The sequence below is a fragment of the Patiriisocius hiemis genome (genome assembly GCF_031846325.1).
In the GTDB taxonomy this organism is placed as follows: domain Bacteria; phylum Bacteroidota; class Bacteroidia; order Flavobacteriales; family Flavobacteriaceae; genus Patiriisocius_A; species Patiriisocius_A hiemis.
Genome location: NZ_JAVRHZ010000032.1, coordinates 1 through 258 on the forward strand (window position 1 = coordinate 1; position 258 = coordinate 258).

At 39.1% G+C, this 258-nt stretch carries 1 protein-coding gene; it reads right to left on the reverse strand.

Going from position 1 to position 258, the window contains the following annotated elements; genetic code table 11:
- Window positions 1-258 (reverse strand): cadherin-like domain-containing protein (locus RM538_RS13420; protein WP_311333949.1); only part of this gene is annotated, 258 nt, incomplete at both ends.

Consider the following 258-nt stretch of genomic DNA (forward strand, 5'->3'; position numbering starts at 1 on the left):
TTCTACTGAAGTGTTTACCTCTGTAGTAGCAGTATCATTATTTGCTACTGTTGAGTTCATATCGCCTGAACGTACTTCTATAACAACATTTGCTGTATCAGTAGCTTCTGGGTTACCATCATCTACAATACTATACATAAAGCTATCGGTACCCTCAAAATCTGCTGGCGGGTTATATACATAACTTCCATCAGCATTCAATACTACTGTTCCGCCTTGAGCAGTCGTTATTGTTCCTGTTGTTGTTACTGTCTGACT